This is a genomic window from Infirmifilum sp. (genome assembly GCF_049970975.1).
In the GTDB taxonomy this organism is placed as follows: Archaea; Thermoproteota; Thermoprotei; order Thermofilales; family Thermofilaceae; genus Thermofilum; species Thermofilum uzonense.
Genome location: NZ_JBMFLX010000016.1, coordinates 1 through 18,278, shown reverse-complemented (window position 1 = coordinate 18,278; position 18,278 = coordinate 1). Strand labels below are relative to the sequence as shown.

Genomic DNA, 18,278 nt, shown 5'->3' with positions numbered 1-18,278 from the left:
TCCCCGGTTAGGTTAAATTTTCGAGTAAAAACTATTAAACAAGCAGGATATTGGGGATGAAGGATGTCTCAGGAAGGATATAACGTAACACCCTGGGAGGCTAGGGGAAAAATAGACTATGATAAACTGATCCAGGAGTTCGGGGTTGAAAGGCTCAGCGAACCTCTGCTGGCCAGGATTAACACCCTAGCGGGTGGTCTTCACCCTCTCCTCCGTAGAGGCTTCTTTTTCGCACACAGGGATCTCAGCCTCGTGTTGGACGATTACGAGGCTGGCAGAGGCTTCTTCCTGTATACTGGGAGAGCGCCTAGCAAGGCTCCTATGCATATTGCTCACATTGTTCCCTTTATCGCCACGAGGTGGCTTCAGCACTCTTTTGGGGTTAACACGTACATAGAGATCCCTGACGAGGAGAAGTTTCTCGCAAAAAAGGTTGACTCTCTTGAGGAAGTTGAGCCCTATATCAGGCAGGACATTCTTAATATAGCGGCCCTAGGATTTGACGAGAACAAGACATTCATCTTTCGCGACAGCGAGTACATCGGCAAGATGTACAGGCCGGCCGTGCTAGTCGCCCGGCATATAAACCTCTCAACCGCCAGGGCTGTTTTCGGCTTCGACAACGAGACTAGCATAGGGCTTATCTTCTACCCTGCGCTCCAGATAGTCCCGACACTCTTCGAGAACCGCAGACCCCTAATTCCATGCGGTATAGACCAGGATCCATACTTCAGGCTTCAACGCGATATAGCCCCCAGGCTGAACAGGTACAAGACTGCAGAACTACTATCCAAGCTTGCATGGGGGCTTACGGGCCCAGAGAGTAAGATGTCTGCCTCCGAGCCTGAGACCGCTATAATGCTTAACGATCCTCCCGAGGTGGTGAAGAAGAAAATAATGAATGCTTTTACAGGCGGTAGAGCAACTGTCGAGGAACAACGCAAGCTTGGAGGAGTACCCGAGGTTTGCACGGTCTTCCACTGGTATAGCCTTTTATTCGAGGAGGACGACAAGAAACTAGAGGAGAGATACTGGGCCTGTAAGACTGGGAAACTCCTGTGCGGTGAATGTAAAGCGGAGCTGGTTAAGAGGATCAATCACTTCCTAGCCCTGCACAACGAGAAGGTAAAAGACGTTGAAAAGAAGGTTTCAAAGTACATGTATGACGGGAAGCTTGCGCAGGAGATGTGGAACTGGGAGTTCAAGCCCTGAGAACGACACTTCTTATAATAACGGGCCGGCCGGGACTCGAACCCGGGGCTTCCGCTACGCCGTGCAGATGCACGGCGCCTCTACGGGTTAAGAGCTTCGACCAGTTTTATTCGACCGCCGCTCTACCTGGCTGAGCTACCGGCCCTTAGCGAGCTAATATGAGGGTGAGAGGATATTAAATTTTTTTCTATGCTAGAAAAGACGTGTTCCGGGTGAGACTTGGAAACGTATAGGCTGAATCTCTCCGGTCCTCAGGAACACTATCACGTCCTCTGAGGCTATCTGGGAAAGACTCCTGAGATCTATTATCAGTGCTCCAAAATACAGAGGTATGGATGACCTGTATAGGGAGACCACGACTGGTATCATCTCGTAATCCCCTACGGGTATGTCGACCTGGGGCAAGCCTCTCTCGATTACCCTTGCCAACGCCTCGCATCGATGCCTTTGAGCCTCGGCGGCTTTAAGAAGCATGCTTTCACGTAGCCTCTCCCAACGCTTACAGTCAACGCATAGGGCTAGCCTGGACTTTACGGCCAGGATGTCTACCTCGTAGCGCTTTCCCTGGTGCTTGAATCTCAGCGCCCTGTAGGCATTGAAGCCTGCCTCGCGTAAGGCTTGCGCTACGACTTCCTCAAATGTGCTCCAACCAGAATTCAGTGCAAGCGTGACTACATCGTAGCCGGCTAGCCAGGCTCGAAGTAGGAGACTGTTAAGCGGGGTCTTGACTATTCCTTGCTCAACAAGTACCCCGATGCTTTTCAAAAAATCTTCGACAAATAATTGGTCGACTCCAGAAGCCTGAGCTATATTTGAAACACTTACAGTTTTTTGTTGAGAAAGCAATCGAACAGTAGACGTAAGGACTATTTCGGCTCTAAGAACAGAGCCCAAGCCCCTTAACCTTTAAATGATTATGGAGGCCATAGGGGGTAGTTTAGGCCACCTCTCGGCCGCCTCCTTCGCGAGGGGCCCCCTTATCTCTGTGCCCTTGGGGTCGCCTTCAGGCGTTATTATTACCACGGCATTGTCTTCAAAGGCGATCCAGGTTCCGTCCGCTCTCCTGTATGGTCTCCGCTGCCTGATCACTATCGCCCTCATGACCTGCTTTCTAAGCTCCGGCTTGCCTGCCCTTATAGAGACAACAACCATGTCTCCCACCGCGGCGCCGGGGACCCTCCTCCAGACTGCCTTATAGTGGGGGACGCCTATAACCTTGGCGAGTGTCGCACCGGAGTTGTCAGCAACCTTTACCAGGCTCTCCATGAAGATGCCAGGGGTCAATCCAAGCCTGTATGAAACGCCAACTGTCTTTGGGCCTCTCTTGGCCATTTAATTTCACCTCTGAACCTTTGCAAGAACGACGTAGGATATAGATTTTGCGAGGGGTCTTGTCTCGCCTATTATGACTCGGTCGCCTGGCTTCACCTCTATGCACTCGGGAACCCTTACGTGCTTCTTTGTCTGCCGACGCTCATACCTCTTGTACTTCTTATTGTAGTAGAGGTACTCGTGTACAACGACGGCAGCCCTGTTCATCTTAACGTCCTCCACTGTGACCTCTAATACCTGCCCTCTGACGGGCAGCGTACCGTGCCACGGGCATAGTGGGTCGTCGCATTTCTTATCGGGCGGGTTGAGACCCGGGATACCAACGTGTTTCTTAGGCATAATTTAAACACCAGACTAAGAGTGCCAATAGCGCGGGGCTTTTTAAAATTTTACTATCCTTCTAGTAACTGTAAAGCTTAGCCTTCAGTCTCTCCGCAGGCCGCCCCACGAGGTATCTCCCGTCGACCATTACGCGTGTACCGTCGGGGAGCTCGAATAAAAAGTATGCCTGGTGCTTTATGACCTTCCTTTTCTTACCGCCGGGCTCGCCTATAAGCAGAGTGTTCTTGGTCTCGTCGAGGACTAACCCCTTTATCCCTATAAGGCTCGGGTTACTAGCCTCGACAACCTCGACCTGAAGCCCGATAAGCTCGTGCCTTAGGATATTGCGAGGAGTGATTTTCATTGTTTTTGAGCCTTCGCGGCCTCCCTCTCCACTGTGAGTATCATTGCTATGGTCCTTCTAGTCTTCCTTATGAGGGAGGGCTTCTCAAGAGAACCTCTAGCGGCCTGTGTTCTTAGTCGGGCCAGCTCCGCCCTGAGCTCTGCTAGCTTCTTCCTCCTGTCCTCTGGGCTCATCTCCCTGATCTCCTTAATCGAGAGTAATCCCTTAGGCATAGGTCTCAACCATGAGGTTTGTCCACTACATATAAAACTTATGTAGAGGTAACGGTCTGGGGCGCTTTTAGCTCGATAGTATCCGGCATCTTGGACGGTCTCATTATCCTGACCTTGACGCCGTACATCCCCAGCTTCAGCAGGACGTGGACTATGGCCTCGTCGACGAGCTCCTCACCGGGTTCACCAGATTTTGGCAGGTATCCTCTCGTGAACCTCTCTGTCCTGTGTCTCTGGCTTGTAAGCTTCCCGCTTATAACGACCTCCGCCCCTCTTGCACCAGCGGCCATAATCCTGTTAAGTGCGATCATCGCTGCTCTGCGGAACCTTACTCCGCGAACTAGTGCCCTTGCTATCCTGTACGCCATTATCTTGGCGTTGAGGTCCTGGTTTGGAACCTCGACAACGTCAACCTGGGGGTTTTCTAGACCGAACTCCTTCTCGAGAACGTCCGCGAGAGCCTTTATATTTGCTCCCCTGCGGCCTATAACCATCCCTGGGACGCCGGCATAAATGATGACCTTGGTTCCGATGGGTGTCTTAAAGACCTGCGTGTGTACATAGCTTGCACGGACAAACTGCCTCTGGATGTACTCGTGAAGCATCATGTAACGGATTCCTTGAGATATGGTTTCACGCGTGACTGTCGGCATTTAACCACCTAGACTCTCTCCTCCCCTATGACCTCCACGTGGACAAGTTGGTCGTAGTAGGGAGTAGCCCTTCCAAAGGCCCTGGGAAGATAATTCCTTATCTTGAAGCTTTTATGGGCAGCAGCATGGACTATCCAGAGGTTCTCCACGTCTAACCCCTTGAACTCGGCATTGTTCTCTAGGTTCTCCAGGAGGCCTAGCAGCTTCTTAGCCACCTTGACGGGATACCTCCCAGGACCGCTCACACCCTTCTTGTGCCCTACTTTTCCATTAAACCTCCTGTATGGGACCGGCTTCTTCATGGATGCTACTTCTTCAAGGATTTTTTTAGCCTCGCTTAGCTTCTTGCCTTTGATGAGTCTTAGAGTCTCCACTGTAGCCTTGTACGACATGCTGACATCTCGTAGAGACGCTTTAACCGTCTTCACCGGGTCAAGCTCGACACTATAGCGCCATGTAGGCATACTAACCTCAGACCCTACGTGTACAACATAATATAAAGATTTTTTCACGGCCCCTCAAGATTAAGACGGAGAAATACTTTAAAACAAGGTGTGGAAACACTATCTGAGGGGGCCGTAGTCCAGCCTGGTAGGATGCCTGGCACGGCTTTTAAGCCGCGGGACTCGGGATACAGTCCATCGGGAGCCCAGGTGGTCCCGGGTTCAAATCCCGGCGGCCCCATTATCGGCTTGTTTTACTTCCGATATCCCTAGTATATCTTCTCCGCCTCCCATTCCTCGAGGAAGCCTTCAATCCTGCTCCTATACTCTTCGAGCCCCCCGAGCATTACATCGATATCGTTTAGTGCCTTCCCGTAGTCTAGCAGGACGTTAGGGTATATCCACAGCGAGGCTATACATGTGCAAGACTTGGGCCTCGAAAGCAATGCAGACGTAAACACTACAAACATCGCCCACCTGGCAGGACACAGCCCACCCACACTGATTAAAATCAAAGCCTACACCACAACGCACAGCAGAGCCACAGCAAAAGACTAGAAGCAAAAGCTACGACCACCAGGAGAAAACACTTCAGAAGGGTAACCAGGGGAGCCCCCAGTGGCGCAGGCCGGCCAGCAAAGCTTCCCGAATAAATATGAGAAATAGCGGGCCCGCCGGGACTCGAACCCGGGACCTACGGCTGTCCCCGCTTTTAAGCGTTTTGATACACCGAAGTGCGGCGCTCGTGGAGCGTGGCCGCCGCGCTTCCTGACTGCGCTACGGGCCCCAGCGGCGTCCATTCACCTCCTTTACATCATCTCTCAGTTGTCAACGCTTAGATCATCCGCCGGTTACTAAAGAAAGTAGAAGCTAGAATAAAAAATTGCTGTCAGGCTTGTAAGGGTAGCATTATTCGAGAGAGATGTAGAAAAATGCAGGGTAAGCCTAGGAGAGTTTGGGTATCAGCGGGCAGTTACGACTATGATTGCGGGCCTTGCCGGGAGCGATTGTTTAGCCTTCTGGGTGTCTGTGGCTTCGTCTTCATATATGACTTCTACTCTTTTACCTATAGCTTCTTCAAAAGCGTGCTGAGCGTCTCGTAGAGCTTTTTCTTCTAGTTCGGGTGTTACAAGCAGGTCTAGAATCTCGCTGTTCTTTATTATGAGCTCTACCAGCCTGCCCGCCTGCTTCTGCAGCTCGGGTGGCATGAGGTGCAGGGCCTCGCGTACCGCCTGTTGGACCTTACCGTGTTTTTGGAAGCTCTCCTTGATTTTCTCAATGAACATGTACTTCCACTTAGCGGGAAGGACTATTCTAAGCTCCTGTATGGTCTCGACCTTAACTATTCTGAGTAGCTCTTGGATATCCTCTAGTACTTTCTGGACTATCTTCTCGGCTCTTTCCACCTCGTCGTTTATCTTGGAAGTGTCTACAGAAGGCCACTTCTCCTGCTGTATAAGCCCTTTCTTTCCTATTTTATCCCATATTTCTTCAGCTATGTGGGGTGTTATGGGGGCGAGTATTAGGGTCTGTTTCTCTATGAATTCCTGGAGGAGCCGTCTGTTTGGAGACCCTCGGCGTTTCAAATACCACTTGAACGAGTTTTGTAGGTTGAAGAAACCGTAAATGATGACGTTTTTCATGTTTAGCCTCTCATACTCTTCCTCTACGGTCTTCAAGGTGCGGTTTAGCACGCTTTCAAACCAGTCGTCGATGAACTTCCATTCTTCGTCGCCTTTACCATAATTCTCGATGGCGAAGCTATACCACTCGTAGAGCAGGTCGACGGCCCTTGAGGCGAATTCAAGCTCGAAGTTTCCATCGTCGAGACCCGTGTTCCCGGCGTAGGCGTTTGCCAGACGTGTAGCGTCGGCACCCCAGTAGTCGAGGGCTTCCCTGAGGAGTATGAAGTTACCCTTAGACTTCGACATTTTTTCGCCGTTGATGTTGATCCAGCCGTTTATCGCTATGCCTCTGGGCCAGTGAGGGGATGGGAAGATGGCTACGTGGTGCATTATGAAGAATACTAGGTGGTTGGGTATCAGATCCTTTCCTGAAACCCTGAGGTCTACGGGGTACCAGTACAGGAACTCTTCACGCATCCTTCTGAGGAGCCCGGCGTCCACTCCGAGCTTCTTGGCTACGGTTTCTGCGTCCCCGATGCCCAGGAAGACATAGTCGTAGAGCGAGCGGTCTATCCGCTGCCAGTCTATGTTGTATAGCTCGGGGTGCTGGAGGTATTTCGAGATAGTGTAGTAAGCCATGTATATCGTGGAGTCGCTTAGAGACTCCAAGACCCACTTCTCATCCCAGGGAAGCGGGGTTCCAAGCTCCCTTTCGTGGGTGCAAGCCCAGTCCTCATACCAGTCTACGAGCCTGTGAAACTCTTCCCTGAGCTCAGCAGGTAGAAATAGCATCGAGTTTATGCACTCATGCGCCTTGGCCTTCCATGAGGGATCGCTGTACCGCAGGAACCACTGGTCCTCAACTATTTTCACGTGTGTACGTGCACCGCACCTGCAGTAGACGGGCCTGGGAAGCGTATAGTGCCTGAACGCGTAGCCGTTCTTGACCAGGAATTCTATAATCTCCTCTTTAACCTCGAAAACCTTACGCCCACCCCACTTCTCGCCGTACACCTCTACCTTGAGAACACCGTTGTAGAACTCCTTCGAGTAGATCTCCCTGGTGGCTTCTTCAAGCTTCGACCTGTCTCCCTGGAACTTGACACCGTACTTCCTCACAACTGTCTCTGCAGGATACTCACCGTATCCTTCGATCGAGATAAGGCTGACGGGCTGTACCGCGTCGAGAATCGTCGGGTCAACACCATACCTGTCGAGGAGATGGGGATCCCTTTTCAAGTCTTCTAGAGCCGCCCAGTCGTATGGCGCATGGGCTGGTACAGACATCACTATTCCCGTACCTGACTCTGGATCCACAAAGGATGCTGGGAGTATTGGGATTCGAGCCCCGGTCACCGGGTTTACCGCGAATCTACCCACCAGTTCTTTACCCTTGATCTTCCCCAAAACCTGAACTTTATGCCCCTGATCCTTGAGCTCGGCTATACTGTAGTCTCCCAGGACGAGTTTTTCACCGTCAACCTCCGCTATAACATACTCGGCATCAGGGTTAACCCATACGTTTACAGCGCCGTACACCGTTTCGGGTCTATAGGTGAGACAGGGGTAGGTAAGCCCATCCTCTCCTCTAAACTTTATCACGACAACTTCTTCCGGACCTATCCCTGCATACTCGTCAGGCCTGTCGTGATCGCCGACGACTTTCCCCTCCTTTGGACACCAGACGACCGGGTGGGATCCCTTCGTGATCAGGCCTTTTTCGCGGAGCACGCTGTATTGCCACTGTATAAACTTGTTGTAGGGCGGGTTAAGATACGTGGTGAAGAACTCTCTTCTCCAATCTATAGAGAGACCATACCTGCTGAAGTCCTCCTTGAACCCCTTGGAGAAGAACCTGACCCAGTACTCGGGATCCCTAAACTTAGGGATCTCATCGTCGCTGATGCCCATGGACTTCAAAATGCTTATCTGTTTAGGATCACCCTCCCGAACCCTCAACGCGGCGGCGACGATTGGTCCACCCGTTGCGTGCCAGCCCTGTGCGAACAGCACATTGTAGCCTTTCATCCTCTTGAAGCGTGCAAGGATGTCAACCCTGAGCACCGTGTATGCTGTCCCGAGGTGCGGATAGGAGTTTATGTAGGGGTATGGAAAGGTCACAAAGAACTTAGGTCTCGAAGGATCCGGCTCGGCTTCAAAAACCTTAAGCTCTGACCAACGCTTCTGCCATTTCTCCTCTATGCTCTTCAGGAAATTCCTTCTCTCTTTGTTGACTCCGGGAAAGCTGATGCTTCGCGCGTTAGCAATCAGGCTTCACCTCTTGCAAGTTTAAAAAAACAAGTTTTAAAAAGAGTTTTCGCTACTCATGCCCTGGACGACCCCGAGGTAATCGTAAATCTCGCCGCTCCTAACAAGCTCCTCATATATTTTCCAGATTCTCTTAGGTGTTACGAGTCCCGCGTAGAACCCTTTCTCTTCTAGGCTCTCGCGTACACGCTCAACGAACTCGTCTGGTTTAATAAGAGGATCCTTTGCTAGAACCTCTAGTACCGCACCGCGTATATCGTTATTGTGAGGATATGGTTTCTTCACAAGTTGTTAAGGCTCTCAGCAATATTTATTTGCATACTTCTTCCGTTATTATTGGATATAGGTCATGGGTTTACTCGAAGACCTGCACAACTGGCTTCATTCTCTCATGAAGATCCCCTCGCTTGGGAACCTGGTACCGGGCGTGGCGAGGCGGTACATGGCGGTAAACCTGTATGATGGCTCGCTCCTGGCGCTTGGCGTAATAGTGAGCTCCCTACTAATTAACTTGCCCCCGAGCAAGACTGTTCTCAACGGACTGGTATTGGGTTTTTCGTCGGCCGTCTCAGGGTTTATGGGGGCATTCCTGGTCGAGCGGGCTGAGCTCGCACGTGAACTAAGGGAGCTTGAAAAGCATCTCTTTATCCGGCTTGGGAGAAGACAGGTCTACGTCGCGGGAATCTTTCTGAGCACTGTAAACGCAGCTAGCACATCAACACCTATTTTCCTTTCCCTAGTACCTTTCGCGTTATGCGAGCGGGGACTCCTCCCCATGCAGGCCGCAAGCGTCTCTGCCCTCGTCCTCGTTCTTCTCCTGCTTCTCGGCCTTGGCTACACACTGGGTAAGAGTGCCAGGGAAAACCCATTAAAGTATGGATTGCTTGCGCTAGCCTCCGGTCTCCTGATCATAATGCTGGAGCTCGTCTTGGGCAAAGACTAGTTTTAATAATAGCTTGTTCGTTAATTTTATCCTGTACTATGAGTGCTCGCATAACCCGCCTTTTGATAGACGCGTTGAAGCCACGGGACGTTAGTGTAGTTGAGATCGCCCGCACACTCATCAATCTCGACTCAGTGGCACGCGTAGAGGTAAACGTGGCTGAGGTAGACGTCAAGACTGAGACGCTTAAGATAAGCCTGGAGGGATCACATCTAGACATACGGGAGATCGAGGCCGCTCTTGAAAAGTACGCGACCGTGATCAGGAGTATCGATTTCGTGGCAGCTGAGAAATAGGTGTTTATCTTGAGCGTCTTAGACCTTTATTTCTCCCCGCCTAGCCAGCCTCTCTTCGGCAGACATGGAAGGGGTCATGAACCCCTCGTGGTTTTCGGGATTCCCTTCGACAGCGCAGCGACGAGGATCCCTGGTCAAAGGTTCGCACCCAGGAGGATACGAGAGGTCTCGGTGGAGCTCGAGACTTTTTCCCCGGTGCTCAACATGTATGTCGAGGAGCTTGAATACTTTGATGCTGGGGACCTCCCGCTCACGACAGAATTCTCGGTTTTAAGAGACATAGTCTCTAAGACCGTACGTGAGTTTATAGAAACAGGTAAAACCCCTCTGGCGCTTGGCGGAGACCACCTGGTAAGCTACCCGTTAATCTCGGAGATCGCGCTTAACCTGGATGAACTTCTAGTAGTTGTCTTCGACGCGCACATGGACTTACGCGACGAGTACCCTCTAGGCACGCGTTTTTCCCATGCAACGGTGATGAGAAGACTCCTCGAGAATAACGAGAAAATATCTATAGCATACTTCAAGCCGCGGGGGTTCTCGCGCGAGGAATACGAGCTCGCGAGGACTGAAAAAAGGATATTTATCGTGGAGGACATTCAACGGCTTGAACAGCTACTTGGCTCCTATAGGAATGTCTACGTCTCCCTGGACATAGACGCTCTAGACCCAGCTTTCGCCCCTGGAACAGGTACACCTGAGCCCATGGGACTTACCCCTCACGGTGTTGTAGAGGCGCTACGCGTGATCGCGGGCCAGGCTAGATCCCTTGTTGGATTTGACCTGGTCGAGGTCAACCCTATGGTCGACTGCAACGATATAACCTCTCTGCTGGCTGGCAAGCTTGTAATGGAGTTATTGTTTTCGTTAAAGGAGAAGGAGAAGGATGGGAAGGCTCAGCAAAGCCAACATGGCGAGTAACAACCCATCACGGACGTTCAGCCTTGTAACCCTTGAGAGGCCTTTGAGTTTCGAGCCATCCATGAAAAGCGCGTTAACTGGGACAACCCTGTAGGATACTCTACACTCTTTCAGGTTCTGGGATGCTTCCAGTAGACAGTCCCTTATATTCCTTAATATCTGCTCTTTGTTCAGTGAACCCACCGGGTAGTAGTCCACGCCTTGGAAGAGTCCTGTCATGACATGTGTGTCCGTTGTAGCCAAGAGAAGGTAATCTAATCCCGAGGCAAGCTCCCGGTTGACAAGCACCTTGAATACTGGATCCATATTGTTGCCATCTACGCTCACTATGGCGAGCTTCTTGTCGTCTATTGAGAAGACTGCGCAGGATATCCCGCCCTTCCCAACACTAAGTTTGTCACTGTACTTGACCCGTGCAAGCCCGGCCTTTAGAACCCCCTCGGCTCTCACATCCCGTAGAGACTCCAGGATAGTTTGCTTAACGTCGAGATGGAGTTCAGGGTTTTCCTGTGGGTCTTCAGGCAGCTGGATAAAGTTGTCGTCGATCATGTTGTGGAGATCCGCAACAACTACATGATCTTCTTCGAACTCCTCACGGAGGGTTGCTGGTAAGTCCTCCATGGATACTTGGGGATCGAGGAGGCATAGAGAAACCCCATTGGAAAACCTTAAAGATATACTCCTGACAAGCTTTCCGTCAGCTACCCCTAGGGTAGCCGAGCCGGTCTGCTCAGCCCTACTGGTCTCGCCGCAGACTTTCTCTGCTACTTTCTCGACGTCTCTACTCAAAGCCAGGTTCTCCCCATGTCCCGCAGGGGCTTTCAAGAAGAGTGCAGAGTGACATTTCTCGAGTATGGCTTCAGGGAGAGTGCTGCTCCCAAGGGTTCGGAGTGGGCCGGGATGAACGCCTGATACAACTATCCTGCCTAGGAGAGCGCCATCACTGTAGAGCTCGAATACGTGTATTGGAACTGTCTTCTTAACAGCAGCTGCACTGAGACACTCTTCCACCTCCTTCTTCTCACCAGCCAGCGTGTACCTGAGAAACGATCTAAGATACTTTAGTCCACCCACTCCTGCTACAAGCTTCACCCTCCTGTTGATGTTGTAGAGGATGGGAAATGCCACTGTAATGTACACGGCTACCGGTATGATGACATAGAGTAGAAACTGGTGTTGCAGAAAGTAAATCGTTGAAAGGTAAGCTGCAAGGAATGATGCTAGTGCGGTTCTCCTTGCTATTGCAAGAAAAACCAAGAAGGAGAAAAGCACGAAGGGTATCGTGGCGAGCAGGAGCTGTTTACCGAGAAGTATGACGGGAAACAGAAATACAAGATATATTGAGTAAAGCCCGAGTAAACGCTTCAGGGTAAGCACTCTTCTATCAATAATGAAGGTAACCGTGAACGGGATGGCAATCGACGCCAAGGCGACGAGCAAACTGTTTAACTCGTAGCCCTTTAGAAGCCCGAGAAAGATAGCTACAAGTAATAATAGTATATTGTATAACAACACCAGCCACAGGCTTGGAAGACTGAAGAGCCACCTGTAGCTTTTCCTGAAGCCCTCGTACCTATCATCAACCACGCACCCCTAGGACAAAGATTAATTAAAAACCTTTACCGCTACTCGACGAAGAACAGTGTCCTCCGCCTGCACAAGAAGCACCGATATTAGTGTGGCGTTTGTCGAGCCACTCTACGAGCAGAACATAGGTTATCTTGCGCGCTGCATGAAGAACTTCTGCTTGTACAACCTGGTCCTCGTTAAACCGCGGTGTAGTGTTGGCTTGGACGCTAAGCGTTACGCCATGCATGCGGCTGACATTGTGGAGAAGGCAAGGATCCTCGAGTCTTTCCACGAGGTTGTCAGGGAGTTCGACATGGTAGTGTGCACTTCAGGGGTGAAAGGGGACAGGGTGCTTCGCAGATACGTCTCGCCTCGCGACGCTGCCAGGATTATCGCGGAGAGTAGTGGAAGGAAGGTCATAGTCATAGGAAGAGAGGACTGGGGGTTGTCCAACGAGGAGCTGTCTCAGTGCGACCTGCTTGTAACCATAGAGGCTAACCCGGATTATCCCTCTCTCAACGCCTCTCATGCCGCTGTAATCATGTTCTATGAGATTTTCAACGCTTTGAACGAGGTAAGATCACCGAGTATTGAGAGACCTAGACGTGAAGAGATAGACAAGCTTCTCGAATTTATTGATCTCTTGGGCCGGGAGCTAGGCTATGGAGAGGAAAGAAGGCAGAGGAGTAAGATTATCATGCGTAGAGTTATAACTGAGGGAAGGGTTTCGGCAATAGATCTGAGGGTCTTGTTAAGCTATTTAGGAGACTCGTACCGGTTTATAAGAGATAGATGTAAAGCCAGTAGCCGGGATGAAGGGCAGAAATGATGTGGTGTGACGGTGTGCAGGCGGCAGAGAACGCGTCGATGAGGGGGAAGATTTATAACAGAATTGTGCAGGCTATAAGCGAGCACACTGGTGATGTAGATGCCACTTAGGCCGGGCAAATGCTATAGACACTTTGGGACACCCCCTTACACTAGGCTGGAGTATATTAAGAGCAATCCTCCGGTGCTTATACCAAAGTTTGATCTAGGCAACGCCAAGGGCTCGTTTAACACTACCCTTAAACTTGTGGTCCTGAAGCCAGGACAGATACGGGCAAACGCCCTTGAGGCGGCTAGGCAGCACGTCAACAAGTATCTTTCAGCGAAGGTGGGTGACGCCAACTACTTTCTACGCATAGCTGTTTATCCACACCATATACTACGCGAGAACAAAATGATGGCCATGGCTGGAGCAGACAGGCTTCAGGACGGTATGCGTCTCTCCTTTGGCACACCTGTCGGGCGCGCGGCAAGAGTAGAGACTAACCAGCCCATAATAATCGTAAAGATAGATGCGAAGAACGTGGAGCATGCAAAGGAGGCCCTGCGTAGAGCCGCGTCAAAAATCCCCCTTCCAACGCGTATCGTCGTGGAGCAGGCGAGCTAGTTGGGGGTCGCTGGTGAACAGTGTTGCAAGAACTGCATAAGAAGCGAGTTGAGGTAGCCATCAATATTTGGGGTGAAATTCTTTCAGGTGCTTTTACCGATAGACGAGAACTTGCGGAGTATCTTCGCGAGATTTACAAGGAGAATAGCCTCGAGCCGATACGCGGGAAGACAAAAATAGATATATACGACAAGGAGTTGGCTACCGTCTACCTTGTCGGGAAGTTCGGTCTCGGATTAGAGGAGGAGTTCGATAAATTCTCAGATCTCTTCAACATCGAAATACATAGTGAGAAGGTGATTCAGAAGATTCAGAGCGGGGAAAGCCCTAAGACCGCGATGAAGGAGGTTTTCGGCTCCTTTGATGAGAACATGGTGTTCCGCGTGCTGAGGCTGGCGATGACAGCAGTCCTACTCGGCTTTATGAGTGAGGATACATTCATAAACATTCTTTTCGAGTTTGAGAAAGATTTCCCTGAACTTGAAAAGAACTTTCAAGGATTCAAGAGGTTCTATATAGCGTACCGTATTGCAGAGGAGATAGCTGCTGGTAGAGTAAGAAACAGGATTGAGAAGGAGACGCTTAAACATGCTATGTGTGTTCGTCTAAATGCGGAGAAAGCAGCTCCACCCGACTGGTTTATAAGGGAGATTGCCGTGGAGGCTCTCAGGATCCCCGAGAGAAAGGTTAACTTTGCGTTGAGTCTGTCCGAGTAGACTCAACAAGGTTTATATAAGACGCTACTCCTAAGGGGGTAGGATAATCCATGCCTAAAAAGAGGAAAAGTCGTGGACGTCACAAGGGAGGTAAAGGAAAAGAGGATCTAGTTCAGTGCGACGAGTGTGGAGCACTTATACCAAGGTCTAAGGCCGTAAAGATAACGAAGCCTGTGGTTGCGGTTGATCCCCAGCTTGTGAAGGAGCTCAGAGACAAGGGCGCTATTATTCCTCAGTATACTGTAACCAAGTACCTCTGCTTGCGCTGCGCCATTCACCGCGGCATAATAAAGATTAGGCCTGAAGATGAGCGTAAGAAGGAAAATATTAAATGGAACTTCTTCTAGGCGGGAAGCTTCCCAAACGAGTATTTGTACTCTTTTCGAACACTGGCGTCACTGCACCTAGCTTTTCCGAGAAAGACTATACGACTGCTGGAGGCAGGATGGACGTCGTCGCGCGCAGCGCAATCTACGCATTGTGGGACTTAAAGGATACAATTCGAGAGGATTCATACTTTATAGCTGTGCTTAATGGCCCACCAGACCCCCCTCTAACCCTCTTGTTTGAACCATTCCCCGTATTTCCGAGTGAGACGACGATCATTAAGGAAATATTGAGGGGGATGCAGGGGCTCTCCCGGGCTGTAAAGGCACAGCGAGCCGGGATATTTGAAGTCGTTCAGTGGCTTAGAAGGAATGGCTACAAAGTTGTATTACTGGTCGAGGACGGCGTGGACATAAGTAAGATTACCATTAGTCCTGGCGAGAAGTACGCGTTCATACTAGGTGACCAGATAGGCTTCCCCGCGGATGTCGTTAGAGAGCTCAGGAGAAAAGCTCACTTCACCGTTAGTCTCGGGTCAACATCATATCTAGCCAGCCACTGTATCGCCTTTGTAAACGAGTGGCTTGACAGCTTGAAGATATAGATCACGCCAAGACTACTCGGTTGTCCACCTCCTCGAGCGTCCATTTATCGAGCCTCTCCCTCTTCACGTAGAATAGCTGTGGCTTAACCATGCCGGAAAGGTCTCTCGAATAGCATCGAGGGCACCGCGAAGCCCTGGAGGGTATCACGTGTCCACACGTGTTACAGACGTATAGCCCCGTGAGGGTTATCGTGAACTGTTTGAGACCCTTTCTTTGAGCAAGCATGAAAATCTCCTTGAGACGCGTCCCGGTGAGCGACACAGTCCTGATGTCGAGTATGCTTATGGAGTCTCTGAGAATCCCTTGTAGGCTCGACTCCAGCTCAAGCAGGTTCTCCGCGGTTCTAAGCTTTCGATTAAATGAAAATGGGCTTAACGGGTTAATGTTTAGATGGTTGTTGTGTTTGTAGTGAAATGCCGTTAAGAAGGAGAGGTAGGGTACCGGAGTATAGAAGGTTGAGAATATCGGGACGTCGTCAGCCGTCGAATGGTTTATTGTCTCTTCCAACAGCTCAGAGGCATAACTTAAGACAAGGCGTTTATAGCTTTTAGGGTCGTCGAACGTCTGTGAGAACACAGGCATGTGCAGTAGTAAACCGGCTTCAAGACCCGCGAATGTTAGGTGAAAGGTATAGCTAGGCTCCCGCGACAAGTCCAACTCTATAACCCTGGTGATCCTCATTGCAAGCTTCTTATAGCTCGAAACGATGCGCTCTAATGGGGAGAACGCCGCCGCTATAAAGTCTCGGGGGTCGCTTAGAACCCTTTTCCTGTCTAGAACAAATGGCATGTTAAAACTAGCTGCGCCAAAGTGTATAGTAGGCGTATCGTCGTCTTTGAAGGCGTATAATCTTCCTGAGGGGAATATGTTTCCCGACGAGAAAACCACTTGCAAACCGCTGTTTATTAGACGGGTTAGCAGCAGGATCATCTTTTCGGACACATGTTCCCATCCTTTAAAAACAAGGATAATGTTTCCTAGGGGTAAACGCGTCTCTATAGTTGACAGAATACTGCCGGTAAGCTCACCTGTCTGAGAGATATCCATAAGCAGTGTCGCAGAGCCGCTTGGACTAGCGGCCAGTAACAGATCTAGCAGATAATTAATCTCTCCTCCCGTCTCTGGCGATATCTTTAGAACTATTTCGGGGAAGAGCTCTGCGTTCTTTAATATTTTTTTCAACTGCTCACTGTTAGGCGAGGGAAGAAAAATAGAGGAAGCACCTCTCTCCCATTCTGAGTCGAATAGGATAAGGTTTGACCTGACGAGATCCCATAACCCAGCCTCTGAAAGAATACTCACAGCTTGTTCTGTGATCTCGCGTCCCATGAGGCCGAGAACATTACCCTGGAGCTTAAGGGGACATCTTAGCCTGGCAGCGTATACCTCCGCCATAGAGTTCACGGTGGACTGAGGGACCCCCTCATCGCTTCCTATAGCCTCTTTGACCTCCTTGGCAACTTCGCTGAGAAGCCTCTTCCTGCAAGAGACTGTGCTTGATGAGAGGATTAAGTCCAGGTACTCTTCCAATGGTACGGAAAAACCGTAAGTGGTGTATACTTGAACATCTTGTGCTGATATTACATCCATGTTTTTTATCAGGTAGAGTATTTTTCTTCCCAGTGATGTTGTCTTGTAGACTTCGTTTTTGTGCTCGACTAGCCCTGCAGCCTCTAACTTCTTGAGGTGGTGCGCAAGCGCGGCCTGCGTTACCCCAAGTGCTTCTGCAATTTCCCCGTAACGCCTCGGGTTTTGCTCGAGGAACTCAAGTATCATTATTCTGTGCGGGTTCGCAACGGCTGATAGGATTGTGGCAAGTCCTCGTAGCCGTCTACTGCTGGCCATGTCCTTCGACATCAATGATACCTTTATTACCACACATACCGAAACTAAAATGTTCAATGCCCGTGGAGCCTCTCAGGAAGTACAATGTATTTCTATTGAAATATGAAGGGAGTTCAAGTCATGTTAAGTGTTCAACTAATGGACTAAGAAGATGTTCTGTCTGAGTGTGAGCGTCCCTCCACTTTACCGTAACTATGGAGAGTTTAGCTCCAAGGTTATACTGACGATCCTTGAGATGATCAGACATACTAGGGGTGGAATGATAACTTTCAACACGAAGAAGATAGCTGTGTTGGCAGGCATAGACACTCACCCAGTCGTGCTTACACTGATTAAAGACGTTCTAGAGAGGCTGAAAGAGCGGGAATACATAAACGAAGTAGGCAAATCCAAGCATGGCGTGAAGTACTCGGTCACACGGGACAGCCCCCTCTGGGCTCTCGCCAAAAACTATGACAAGGTTACTCTGAGGAGCCTCGAAGACCTTGACGAGATAATAAGAAAATTTGTGCTGAGGGTTGCAGCTTAAGGCTCTCGAGTATTAATCCTTATTTTTTGCACCTTATGATATTAGAGATGGTTTAGGTGAATAGGGATCAGCTAGCTAGGTTGCTTGAGATCGCTAAGTCCCTAGCGATGTTTGAGGGCCTCCAGCCACCTGATCTTATAACCGTTAAAATCGACAAGAAAATTCCACACGGAAACACTGTCACAGAAGGGCTTGTTGTCGACGAGTACACAAATATCTTGTATATAGAAGATACAACTATAGATAACCTGGTTTACAGGATACTAGCAGGCATCTTTTACCTGTCGATATGGAATACTTACATGGCTAAGTCTCCCGGGAAGGCTTGCGAGCTAGCTAGGAAGCACTTTTTCAAGACACTCATCAGGATTACAGGAGGAAGTAGATGAGAATACTCGCCGCCGACTGTGGCCTGGAGCCTGTTTATAAGGCACTGTTCAAGCTCGCATCAGAGGTTTTGGACCTTAGAGGGGCTCGTATTGCTTAGCCCTCGCCGTAGGATTATCGAGAAATACTCGGAGAAATTAACCCTAACCAGAAGTGTTGAGATTGGGGAGGAGGCCCGAGAAGCTGGACCCTGGCATTTAACAAAGTGTAAGCTTTAGTAGAAAAGATAAAAGCTCGCTTTGAGAAAACTTAAGATGTGGGACTTAGTCGTAGAA

The 18,278-nt window shown here is 50.0% G+C and carries 24 protein-coding genes and 3 tRNA genes; 13 read left to right on the top strand and 14 right to left on the bottom strand.

Going from position 1 to position 18,278, the window contains the following annotated elements; translation table 11 throughout:
* Window positions 1-63: 63 nt before the first annotated feature.
* Window positions 64-1,212, top strand: coding sequence for a tryptophan--tRNA ligase (locus ACP5KC_RS04235; protein ID WP_052884645.1), 1,149 nt, complete (start codon window positions 64-66; stop codon window positions 1,210-1,212).
* Between the two features lie 21 nt (window positions 1,213-1,233).
* On the opposite strand, the gene ACP5KC_RS04230 is transcribed toward ACP5KC_RS04235, so the two are convergent.
* The 8 genes from ACP5KC_RS04230 to ACP5KC_RS04195 form a co-directional block, all read right to left on the bottom strand.
* A tRNA-Lys gene (locus ACP5KC_RS04230) sits at window positions 1,234-1,357 on the bottom strand.
* Between the two features lie 47 nt (window positions 1,358-1,404).
* Window positions 1,405-2,106, bottom strand: a complete 702-nt coding sequence (locus tag ACP5KC_RS04225; protein ID WP_273434067.1) for a restriction endonuclease — start codon at window positions 2,104-2,106, stop codon at window positions 1,405-1,407.
* Window positions 2,107-2,118: 12 nt separating this feature from the next.
* On the bottom strand, window positions 2,119-2,544 hold the full coding sequence (gene rpl14p / locus ACP5KC_RS04220) for a 50S ribosomal protein L14 (protein ID WP_052884643.1): 426 nt from the start codon (window positions 2,542-2,544) through the stop codon (window positions 2,119-2,121).
* 6 nt (window positions 2,545-2,550) lie between these two features.
* Complete coding sequence (locus ACP5KC_RS04215; protein WP_052884642.1) at window positions 2,551-2,883, bottom strand: 30S ribosomal protein S17; 333 nt, start codon at window positions 2,881-2,883, stop codon at window positions 2,551-2,553.
* A 61-nt stretch (window positions 2,884-2,944) separates the two neighbouring features.
* A complete protein-coding gene (gene rnp1 / locus ACP5KC_RS04210; protein ID WP_052884641.1) occupies window positions 2,945-3,229 on the bottom strand; it encodes a ribonuclease P protein component 1 in 285 nt (94 codons plus the stop codon).
* On the bottom strand, window positions 3,226-3,441 hold the full coding sequence (gene rpmC / locus ACP5KC_RS04205; protein ID WP_052884640.1) for a 50S ribosomal protein L29: 216 nt from the start codon (window positions 3,439-3,441) through the stop codon (window positions 3,226-3,228). Before rpmC ends, rnp1 begins: the two co-directional genes overlap by 4 nt.
* A gap of 38 nt (window positions 3,442-3,479) precedes the next feature.
* The gene (locus ACP5KC_RS04200; protein WP_052884639.1) at window positions 3,480-4,094 is read right to left on the bottom strand and encodes a 30S ribosomal protein S3; all 615 of its coding nucleotides are present in this window, start codon (window positions 4,092-4,094) and stop codon (window positions 3,480-3,482) included.
* An 8-nt stretch (window positions 4,095-4,102) separates the two neighbouring features.
* Window positions 4,103-4,558 carry a 50S ribosomal protein L22 gene (locus ACP5KC_RS04195; protein WP_052884943.1) on the bottom strand — a complete coding sequence of 152 codons (456 nt, stop codon included), beginning with the start codon at window positions 4,556-4,558 and terminating at the stop codon, window positions 4,103-4,105.
* Between the two features lie 108 nt (window positions 4,559-4,666).
* On the opposite strand from ACP5KC_RS04195, the gene ACP5KC_RS04190 reads away from it, so the two are divergent.
* Window positions 4,667-4,778 (top strand) — tRNA-Pro (locus tag ACP5KC_RS04190).
* Between the two features lie 28 nt (window positions 4,779-4,806).
* Here the strand turns inward: ACP5KC_RS04190 and ACP5KC_RS04185 are convergent.
* The 4 genes from ACP5KC_RS04185 to ACP5KC_RS04170 form a co-directional block, all read right to left on the bottom strand.
* Window positions 4,807-5,052, bottom strand: a complete 246-nt coding sequence (locus tag ACP5KC_RS04185) for a hypothetical protein (RefSeq protein ID WP_428286867.1) — start codon at window positions 5,050-5,052, stop codon at window positions 4,807-4,809.
* A gap of 151 nt (window positions 5,053-5,203) precedes the next feature.
* Window positions 5,204-5,324: transfer RNA gene (locus ACP5KC_RS04180), tRNA-Arg, on the bottom strand.
* A gap of 175 nt (window positions 5,325-5,499) precedes the next feature.
* Window positions 5,500-8,373 (bottom strand): leucine--tRNA ligase, encoded by a 2,874-nt coding sequence (gene leuS, locus ACP5KC_RS04175; RefSeq protein ID WP_350339225.1) that lies wholly within the window; start codon window positions 8,371-8,373, stop codon window positions 5,500-5,502.
* A gap of 93 nt (window positions 8,374-8,466) precedes the next feature.
* Window positions 8,467-8,715: a hypothetical protein gene (locus tag ACP5KC_RS04170; RefSeq protein WP_052884637.1), complete on the bottom strand. Its 249-nt coding sequence runs from the start codon at window positions 8,713-8,715 to the stop codon at window positions 8,467-8,469.
* Window positions 8,716-8,779: 64 nt separating this feature from the next.
* On the opposite strand from ACP5KC_RS04170, the gene ACP5KC_RS04165 reads away from it, so the two are divergent.
* Genes ACP5KC_RS04165 through speB form a run of 3 tightly spaced genes read left to right on the top strand, consistent with a single transcriptional unit; the run spans window position 8,780 to window position 10,590 of the window.
* Window positions 8,780-9,373 carry a hypothetical protein gene (locus ACP5KC_RS04165; RefSeq protein ID WP_052884636.1) on the top strand — a complete coding sequence of 198 codons (594 nt, stop codon included), beginning with the start codon at window positions 8,780-8,782 and terminating at the stop codon, window positions 9,371-9,373.
* 38 nt (window positions 9,374-9,411) lie between these two features.
* The gene (locus tag ACP5KC_RS04160; RefSeq protein WP_424738533.1) at window positions 9,412-9,669 is read left to right on the top strand and encodes a DUF211 domain-containing protein; all 258 of its coding nucleotides are present in this window, start codon (window positions 9,412-9,414) and stop codon (window positions 9,667-9,669) included.
* A gap of 9 nt (window positions 9,670-9,678) precedes the next feature.
* Complete coding sequence (gene speB, locus ACP5KC_RS04155) at window positions 9,679-10,590, top strand: agmatinase (protein ID WP_428286866.1); 912 nt, start codon at window positions 9,679-9,681, stop codon at window positions 10,588-10,590.
* On the opposite strand, the gene ACP5KC_RS04150 is transcribed toward speB, so the two are convergent.
* Window positions 10,537-12,177 carry a DUF2070 family protein gene (locus tag ACP5KC_RS04150; RefSeq protein WP_428286865.1) on the bottom strand — a complete coding sequence of 547 codons (1,641 nt, stop codon included), beginning with the start codon at window positions 12,175-12,177 and terminating at the stop codon, window positions 10,537-10,539. The two genes, speB and ACP5KC_RS04150, sit on opposite strands and share 54 nt — an antisense overlap.
* A 55-nt stretch (window positions 12,178-12,232) precedes the next feature.
* Here ACP5KC_RS04150 and ACP5KC_RS04145 point away from each other — a divergent pair, with 55 nt between their 5' ends.
* The 5 genes from ACP5KC_RS04145 to ACP5KC_RS04125 all read left to right on the top strand — a co-directional run bounded on the left by ACP5KC_RS04145 (window position 12,233) and on the right by ACP5KC_RS04125 (window position 15,241).
* Window positions 12,233-12,988 carry an RNA methyltransferase gene (locus tag ACP5KC_RS04145; RefSeq protein ID WP_052884632.1) on the top strand — a complete coding sequence of 252 codons (756 nt, stop codon included), beginning with the start codon at window positions 12,233-12,235 and terminating at the stop codon, window positions 12,986-12,988.
* 99 nt (window positions 12,989-13,087) lie between these two features.
* The gene (locus ACP5KC_RS04140) at window positions 13,088-13,594 is read left to right on the top strand and encodes a 50S ribosomal protein L16 (protein ID WP_273433629.1); all 507 of its coding nucleotides are present in this window, start codon (window positions 13,088-13,090) and stop codon (window positions 13,592-13,594) included.
* A 23-nt stretch (window positions 13,595-13,617) separates the two neighbouring features.
* Window positions 13,618-14,310 (top strand): DUF2192 domain-containing protein, encoded by a 693-nt coding sequence (locus ACP5KC_RS04135; protein ID WP_424738525.1) that lies wholly within the window; start codon window positions 13,618-13,620, stop codon window positions 14,308-14,310.
* Window positions 14,311-14,360: 50 nt separating this feature from the next.
* Window positions 14,361-14,657, top strand: a complete 297-nt coding sequence (locus tag ACP5KC_RS04130) for a 30S ribosomal protein S26e (protein WP_052884629.1) — start codon at window positions 14,361-14,363, stop codon at window positions 14,655-14,657.
* The gene (locus ACP5KC_RS04125; RefSeq protein ID WP_424738523.1) at window positions 14,642-15,241 is read left to right on the top strand and encodes a hypothetical protein; all 600 of its coding nucleotides are present in this window, start codon (window positions 14,642-14,644) and stop codon (window positions 15,239-15,241) included. The genes ACP5KC_RS04130 and ACP5KC_RS04125 overlap by 16 nt, the downstream gene beginning before the upstream one ends.
* Window position 15,242: 1 nt before the next feature.
* On the opposite strand, the gene ACP5KC_RS04120 is transcribed toward ACP5KC_RS04125, so the two are convergent.
* A complete protein-coding gene (locus ACP5KC_RS04120) occupies window positions 15,243-17,099 on the bottom strand; it encodes an ArsR family transcriptional regulator (protein WP_424740719.1) in 1,857 nt (618 codons plus the stop codon).
* A gap of 154 nt (window positions 17,100-17,253) precedes the next feature.
* On the opposite strand from ACP5KC_RS04120, the gene ACP5KC_RS04115 reads away from it, so the two are divergent.
* From ACP5KC_RS04115 to ACP5KC_RS04105, 3 genes are all read left to right on the top strand, one after another.
* On the top strand, window positions 17,254-17,616 hold the full coding sequence (locus tag ACP5KC_RS04115) for a hypothetical protein (RefSeq protein ID WP_273433632.1): 363 nt from the start codon (window positions 17,254-17,256) through the stop codon (window positions 17,614-17,616).
* Between the two features lie 56 nt (window positions 17,617-17,672).
* Window positions 17,673-18,005: a hypothetical protein gene (locus ACP5KC_RS04110; protein ID WP_052884625.1), complete on the top strand. Its 333-nt coding sequence runs from the start codon at window positions 17,673-17,675 to the stop codon at window positions 18,003-18,005.
* A gap of 90 nt (window positions 18,006-18,095) precedes the next feature.
* A complete protein-coding gene (locus ACP5KC_RS04105) occupies window positions 18,096-18,221 on the top strand; it encodes a hypothetical protein (RefSeq protein ID WP_428286864.1) in 126 nt (41 codons plus the stop codon).
* The last annotated feature ends 57 nt before the right edge of the window (window positions 18,222-18,278 follow it).

Coding starts and splice junctions, on each gene's coding strand:
- rpl14p (WP_052884643.1), bottom strand. CDS start 2,544: ATGGCCAAGAGAGGCCCAAAGACAGTTGGCGTTTCATACAGGCTTGGA.
- ACP5KC_RS04140 (WP_273433629.1), top strand. CDS start 13,088: ATGCCACTTAGGCCGGGCAAATGCTATAGACACTTTGGGACACCCCCT.
- ACP5KC_RS04235 (WP_052884645.1), top strand. CDS start 64: ATGTCTCAGGAAGGATATAACGTAACACCCTGGGAGGCTAGGGGAAAA.
- rpmC (WP_052884640.1), bottom strand. CDS start 3,441: ATGCCTAAGGGATTACTCTCGATTAAGGAGATCAGGGAGATGAGCCCA.
- ACP5KC_RS04120 (WP_424740719.1), bottom strand. CDS start 17,099: ATGTCGAAGGACATGGCCAGCAGTAGACGGCTACGAGGACTTGCCACA.
- rnp1 (WP_052884641.1), bottom strand. CDS start 3,229: ATGAAAATCACTCCTCGCAATATCCTAAGGCACGAGCTTATCGGGCTT.
- ACP5KC_RS04195 (WP_052884943.1), bottom strand. CDS start 4,558: ATGCCTACATGGCGCTATAGTGTCGAGCTTGACCCGGTGAAGACGGTT.
- ACP5KC_RS04125 (WP_424738523.1), top strand. CDS start 14,642: ATGGAACTTCTTCTAGGCGGGAAGCTTCCCAAACGAGTATTTGTACTC.
- ACP5KC_RS04215 (WP_052884642.1), bottom strand. CDS start 2,883: ATGCCTAAGAAACACGTTGGTATCCCGGGTCTCAACCCGCCCGATAAG.
- ACP5KC_RS04165 (WP_052884636.1), top strand. CDS start 8,780: ATGGGTTTACTCGAAGACCTGCACAACTGGCTTCATTCTCTCATGAAG.
- ACP5KC_RS04130 (WP_052884629.1), top strand. CDS start 14,361: ATGCCTAAAAAGAGGAAAAGTCGTGGACGTCACAAGGGAGGTAAAGGA.
- ACP5KC_RS04200 (WP_052884639.1), bottom strand. CDS start 4,094: ATGCCGACAGTCACGCGTGAAACCATATCTCAAGGAATCCGTTACATG.
- ACP5KC_RS04160 (WP_424738533.1), top strand. CDS start 9,412: ATGAGTGCTCGCATAACCCGCCTTTTGATAGACGCGTTGAAGCCACGG.